The sequence below is a fragment of the Rhodospirillales bacterium genome (assembly GCA_018666775.1).
In the GTDB taxonomy this organism is placed as follows: domain Bacteria; phylum Pseudomonadota; class Alphaproteobacteria; order SMXQ01; family SMXQ01; genus JABIXC01.
In genome coordinates this window covers 40,844-47,244 of record JABIXC010000012.1, presented here as the reverse complement: position 1 = coordinate 47,244, position 6,401 = coordinate 40,844, and the positions used below count along the sequence as shown (strand labels likewise).

General features: G+C 53.9%; 4 protein-coding genes. 1 reads left to right on the top strand and 3 read right to left on the bottom strand.

Going from position 1 to position 6,401, the window contains the following annotated elements; all coding sequences use genetic code 11:
• Positions 1-127: 127 nt before the first annotated feature.
• The 3 genes from HOJ08_07185 to HOJ08_07175 form a co-directional block, all read right to left on the bottom strand.
• The gene (locus tag HOJ08_07185; GenBank protein MBT5673216.1) at positions 128-916 is read right to left on the bottom strand and encodes a hypothetical protein; all 789 of its coding nucleotides are present in this window, start codon (positions 914-916) and stop codon (positions 128-130) included.
• Between the two features lie 83 nt (positions 917-999).
• Positions 1,000-2,103, bottom strand: a complete 1,104-nt coding sequence (locus HOJ08_07180) for a hypothetical protein (protein ID MBT5673215.1) — start codon at positions 2,101-2,103, stop codon at positions 1,000-1,002.
• Between the two features lie 114 nt (positions 2,104-2,217).
• Positions 2,218-3,864 (bottom strand): UbiD family decarboxylase, encoded by a 1,647-nt coding sequence (locus HOJ08_07175; GenBank protein ID MBT5673214.1) that lies wholly within the window; start codon positions 3,862-3,864, stop codon positions 2,218-2,220.
• A gap of 147 nt (positions 3,865-4,011) precedes the next feature.
• Between HOJ08_07175 and HOJ08_07170 the strand changes: the two genes are divergently transcribed.
• Positions 4,012-6,396, top strand: a complete 2,385-nt coding sequence (locus HOJ08_07170) for a xanthine dehydrogenase family protein molybdopterin-binding subunit (GenBank protein MBT5673213.1) — start codon at positions 4,012-4,014, stop codon at positions 6,394-6,396.
• The last annotated feature ends 5 nt before the right edge of the window (positions 6,397-6,401 follow it).

The window sequence follows — 6,401 nt, the reverse complement described above, 5'->3', positions numbered from 1 at the left end:
GGTGCTGCCCATGTGGCTGTTCTGCTATGGCCTGTTTCACATGTTGCTGCGCATCCTGTGGCCACAGGCCTTGATTGGCACATGGTTCCCGGTTCTGCGGTCTATCCGCGAGATCAACCTGTTTTAGTTAGGTCCGGTAATTTGGATATAGCCGGTCCATCTGGCGACGGATGGCGTTCCAATCGCGCGCACCCGCGATGCCGGGATTGGGTCGATTTTCGATCCAGCCTTCGGCAATTTTGGCGCAGACATCATCGGATGGCTGGATGATTTCCCCGCCCCCGGCCAATGCGCCGATTTGGATGGTCATGGCGCGTTCCAGAAAATGATTGAGCAGAAATGCCTCGCCGATGGTGCGCCCGACAACCAATGTGCCGTGGTTGTGTAGCATCAAGACGGTTTTATCGCCCATATCATCGATCAGTTGTTTGCATTCTTCCAGGCCTTCGCCGTGCACCAGCCCTTCATAGGTGTGGGTGGCGATTTTGTTCCAAAACCGCATGGCATCCTGGGAAATAAACAGAAACCCTTTTTTCTGTGCCGATACGGCAGCGCCTGCATCGGAATGAAGATGCATGATGCAATTCACGTCCGTGCGCGCCTTCAAAAGGGTGCCGTGCAGATTAAAGGATGCGGGGCTTTTGTTCAGGGCCTGATCGTAGACCGGCCTGTCATCCAGATCGAAACACAAAAGGCTTGAAGCCGTGACCTCTTCGAACATCAACTCTGTTGGCTTGATCAGGAAGTGATCCGGTGCATCAGGCACGCGGGCCGTCAAATGGTTGAGGGTGACATCTTGAAACCCCGCATGGGCGGCGGCTCGGTAAAGGGCTGCCAGATCAAGTCGGGTTTCCCATTCAGCATCGCTGACCGCGTCCTTCATGGATGGGATGTCGATGTCGTAATGGTTGCTCATGATTTTATATACCCTCTAAAGAAAACGCGCCTGCGGCAATATTCCGCAGGCGCGTCTAATCGTCAAGTCCTGGAACGTCAGGACTATTTTTTCTTTTTCTTCTTTTTCTTTTTCTTACAATTTTTCTTACAGTTCTTCTTATAGCCCTTCACGACATTGCGGGTCATTTTGACCAGCGCTTTATCAGCGGACAGAACCACTGCCGTGATCTTATCCATTTCTTCGCCGGTACCAGGCTGGATATGGGCATTGCGTTTCTTGGCTTCGGCCAAGAATTTGGGGTCCTTCATGGTCTTTTTGAAGGCCACCCGCAAGGCTTTGACGCGGTCCGCAGGTACGCCAGGGGCTGCAATCAATGTGCGGCCAATGGCACCACCAGAGAACAAGAATTTGAAAATCTTCTTGTTTTCGGCGCTTTTTGTCAGGTCTTGTGGCAGGGGAAGATTGGGCAGATCCAATTCACGTACCAGACCAAACTGGAGGATAGGAATCAGGTTGCCGTTTTGGATTTGGTCAAATTTGCGAATTTTCCAGCTGATCCAGGCGCTGGACTGGGCATCAATATCGCCACGCGATTGTGCCAGACTCTGTGGGGCAGAACCCGCATAGCCGCAAACCATCTTGAAGTTATAGCCCAGCAATTCCAAAGTGGCCTTGGGATACAAGTAGCTCTGGGAAGACCGTCCAGAACAAGAGACGACCACTTGATGCTTTTTGGCATCGGCAATGGTCTTAACCTTGTGATTTTTATTGATCACCAAGACCGGGTTAACCGGGGTCAGGCGACCGATATAACGCATGTTGCGGGCGTCATATTTGGCCTTTTTTGGGAACATCAACTGCCCAAGGGCTAAAGAATCGGACAAAAAGCCGAGCATGGTGCCGTCTTTGGCAGCCACATTATAGAGATAGTTGGCAGCCCGTGAGCCACCGCCGCCTTGGCGATGTTTGGTCAGGATGTTGGGCTTGCCGGGAATATACTGGGCCATGTGACGGGCCAGCATACGGGAATAGGCGCCATAAGATCCACCGACGGAAAAGCCGACGATGAAGGTGACATCACGGCCCTTATAGAAATCTGCAACCGCATCTGCACGTGCAGGTGTGGCTGTCATGGTCGCAGCCAGCATTGCTGCGCCTGCAGCCATGCCAACCCCGATCCGGGTTAAAATAGAAAGTTTTTTCATAAAATAGTCTCCCAGTTATCAATTCAATTTACTGAAACGGCCCGAATTTCGGCTGTTTATATAGCCTTTTGTCCGTATCCGGCCCGCATTTAATTCGCATTCGGACAGATACTGTCACAATTCCGGATCACCTTCTACTGTTCTAACAGGGGTTTCGGGAATGACGTCTTTGACCCGGCGTTGCGCCGTTCTTCGGCCATTTTCTGCATAATCCCCCTCGACCGCTCTTCTGGCATTTTCATCCCATGCTTCGAACCAGTCCCCCATGTCGTATCCGTGCCAGGGGGATTGTTCCTTGATCGGGGGCAGGCCCAGTTTTTCCCAGAGAACCTTGGCATTTTCCATGAATTCGCGTTTTGGTAGTGCCAGCGGTGGCATATCACCCTTAGAGGTGGCATCGATCAAAAGGCTGCCATCCTGGGTGACATTGCCGCTTTTTGGGCCATGTCCCCGTGGCCGGTGGTGCAGGATTTCCACGTCTGACAAGACATTCGCGCGATACGCCAGCGCCCAGAAGATGGAATCGCCGTTTTCTGGGTCAATGTCATCGTTAACCGCAATGACATATTTTCCGCAATCAGCGCGCAAACTGGCCGCCCCATAAAGTGCCCGCCAGACTTCTGTTGCGGGGATGCCTTTTTCCACGACGATGAAAATCACCTTGCGGATGTTGGTCAACGGTTCATGGAGAGACACGCGTTTAATACCGCGAATGCCAAGATTGTCGCGCAAATGGGCCAGGAACATGGGCTCATAGGCCACCCGTTTGATGACACTGGATTCGCTGGGGGTGACTTGGGAAATGATTGATACCAGCACCGGCTTTTTCTTCATGGTGATGGCGGTCACTTCGAAGATCATGTTGTAATCTTCCAGCGCGATATGGCCGTGGGATTCCCCAAAGGGTGCTTCGGGTTCCAGATATTCGGTGTCCACCAATCCCTCAATCACCATTTCGGCTTCGGCCGGCACCATCAGGTCATTGGTTTTGCATTTTACCATGTTGATGGGTGCGCCCATCAAGGCACCGGCGACCTCTGCTTCATCGCGATCGGGGCTTAATTTTTGCGGGCCAAGATAGGCCACCGCCGGGGGTGCACCGACAACAATGGCGCAAGGCATGGTTTTGTCGCCGCGTTTTTGATATTTGACCCAATGCAAATAACCGCCCGCCCCACCGGTGCGCGATGCCATGCGCACGGCCAGACGGTTGGATGCCTTCAGGCCGGCGCGATAGGTGCCCATGTTCTGGACCCCGGTATCGGGGTCGCGGGTGACAACATTGGTGGCCGTAAAATACGCCGTGGCGTCATAGCCGGGCGTTGAAATGGGTACGGGCAGGGCATCGAGGCCCTTGTTTTCGCCAATCAGGTCTGCCCCGGTGATGACGGTTTCCTGACAAGGCGCTTCTTCAACCACGTTGGGGGGAATGGGCGCATTCATGGCGCGTTCCCAGGTTGGGCCAATCTCTTCGAGGGGGACATTCATGCCAATGCGATAAATTTCCTGATTGCCCGCCAATGCGCCAACCACCACGGGGATGTCAAATTTGCGCCCCCGCGCGTCGGTGACATTGGTAAACAGAAAGGCCTTACGCTCAGCATCGGGGATGCCGCCACGATATTGCCAGCGCACCAGCGGGTGCAGCTCTGTGTCCTTGTTGACGGGTTCATCAATGGTAACCAAAAGTCCGGCTTCATCGAGCGCCTTAAGGTGTTCTTGCAGGTCGCGATAGCCCCGTTTGGGGAAGGCATTTGCCATGGTCTCTCCAATATATTTTTGTTTTGCCCAAAAATTGTAATCAGGCCGGTTTCCAGTTGCCCCCGATTGCGCTACATATTGCGCATCATTCGGTGCCTGAAATTAAGTATTTAAGACGGCGAAGTCCATAGGGAGCGATCCATACCCATGTCTGGTGATTTTGACACATTTGAAACAGAGCTTGAAACCCCTGGAGATGACGGGTTTAGGGCCATCGGCAAGCCGATCCGGCGCAAAGAAGACCACCGGTTATTGACCGGTGCGGGCGCATTTTCTGACGATTTCAGCCTGGAAGGCCAGGTTCATGCCATTATGGTGCGCAGCCCCCATCCCCATGCTAAAATTTTGGGTGTGAACAAAGATGCAGCACTGGCCATGCCCGGGGTGCTTGGGGTTTACACCGGTGCGGATTGTCTGGCCGATGGGTTGGTTCCAATTCCCCATTCCCCGGTGCCGTCGACAAAGTTTGATATGAAGCTGACCGGCCCCGGTGGGGCGAAGGTCTTTGATGGCCCCAATATGTTGTTGGTCACAGATCGTGCCCGCCATGTGGGCGAAGCCGTGGTTATGGTGGTGGCAGAAACCAAGGCCCAGGCCATGGATGCTGCCGAATTGGTAGAGGTGGATTACGAAGAACTGCCATGGGTCCTTCATTCCGAAGATGCCATTGAGGCGGGTGCCCCCAGCGTTTGGGATGAAGCGACGGATAATATTCTGGTCGACACAACCTTTGGCGATGTGGCCGCGACCGATCTGGCTTTCGATGCCGCCGATCATGTTTTTAAGCGCGAATTTAACATTGGCCGCGTCACCGGCGTGCCCATGGAGCCCCGCGCGGCCCTTGGGGATTATAATTGTGAAACCGGGCGCTATACCTTGTACGCGGGCAGCGGTGGTGCGGTTCGCCAAAAAGGCGAAATGGCCGCGGTGTTGGGGGTTGATCGGGAAAAAATCCGGGTGTTGTCTTATGACGTGGGCGGCAATTTTGGCACCCGCAACCGGATCTATGTGGAATTTGGTCTGGTGCTGTGGGCATCTGAAAAATTAAAGCGCCCGGTGAAATATCTGGCAACCCGGTCCGAAGCCTTCCTCAGCGATTATCAGGGCCGCGATCTGGTCAGCCGGGTTGAATTAGCCCTGAAAAAGGACGGCACCTTTTTGGCCATGCGGGCGACAAACATTTCTAATGTCGGCGCGCGCTGTGTGTCGTTGTCCCCCTTGGCCAAGGGCTCTGCCCTGATCACGGCGGGCTACAACATTCCCGTGGCCACCATGCGCGCCCTTGGGGTGTTTACCAACACCATGCCGACTCAGGCCTATCGGTCATCGGGGCGGCCAGAGGTTAATTTTGTCATTGAACGCATGATCGAGCTGATTTCCAAAGATTTGGGCATTGATAAAATTGAACTACGGCGCAAGAACCTCCTGACCCCGGATGTGTTCCCTTATCGGAACCCGATGAACACCCTTTATGACAGTGGCACCTATGAAGTGAACATGGATTTGGCCATGAAAATCGCCGATTGGGATGGCTTTGAGGCGCGGCGCGACGAAGCAAAGGCCCGGGGCAAATTATTGGGTCAAGGCATTGCCAATTATGTTGAATCATCCACCGGCGCCCCAAAAGAACGCACAGAGATCACGATCAAGCCAGAAGGCAGCGTCGATGTGGTGATTGGCACCCAGCCCAGCGGGCAGGGCCATGAAACCAGTTTTGCCCAGGTGGTCTCTGATCTGTTGCATGTCCCGGTGTCTTTGATCCAGATCATTATCGGCGATACCGATATTGTTACTTTGGGCGGCGGGTCCCATTCGGGCCGGTCCATGCGCCATGCGGGAACAGTCATGTCAATGGCGGGTAAGGCACTGATCACCAAAGGCAAGGCTATTGCTGGTTTGGTGTTTAAAGTCCCGGCCGACCAGATCGATTTTAACGACGGGCTGTTCAGCGCACCCGATAGCAACAAGACCCTTGGCTTTCTGGAACTGGCGAAAGAAGCATCCCTTTTGGAATTGCCCGATGAACTTTCCGATGGCTTGGCCGTTGTCATGGACAATGAAATGCACGAACAGGTGTTTCCCAATGGCTGTGCGGTTTGTGAAATAGAGGTGGACCCAGATACCGGCGGCACCGTTATCACGCGCTATTCGGCGGTGGATGATGTTGGGCGGTGTATCAATCCCTTGATCGTTCATGGCCAAACCCATGGCGGCATTGCCCAGGGCGTTGGTCAGGCCATGTGGGAACAATGTTACATCGACCCACAAACGGGACAGCCCTTGATGGGGTCGTTCATGGATTACGGCATGCCGAAATCCAACAACCTGCCCTTTTTAAACACAGAAATTGTCGAAGTGCTCTCGCCCACCAACCCGCTTGGCATCAAGGCCGGCGGCGAAGGCGGGACCACCCCGGCACCGGCGGTGATCATCAACGCCATTGTTGACGCACTTCATGATTACAACATTGACCATCTGGAAATGCCCGCAACACCCCAATCGGTTTGGCGCGCAATTCACAAACAAGGATAATTTCA

Excerpts from the sequence above, each read along its gene's own strand:
- HOJ08_07175 (MBT5673214.1), bottom strand. The coding sequence starts at position 3,864 with ATGGCAAATGCCTTCCCCAAACGGGGCTATCGCGACCTGCAAGAACAC.
- HOJ08_07185 (MBT5673216.1), bottom strand. The coding sequence starts at position 916 with ATGAGCAACCATTACGACATCGACATCCCATCCATGAAGGACGCGGTC.
- HOJ08_07180 (MBT5673215.1), bottom strand. The coding sequence starts at position 2,103 with ATGAAAAAACTTTCTATTTTAACCCGGATCGGGGTTGGCATGGCTGCA.
- HOJ08_07170 (MBT5673213.1), top strand. The coding sequence starts at position 4,012 with ATGTCTGGTGATTTTGACACATTTGAAACAGAGCTTGAAACCCCTGGA.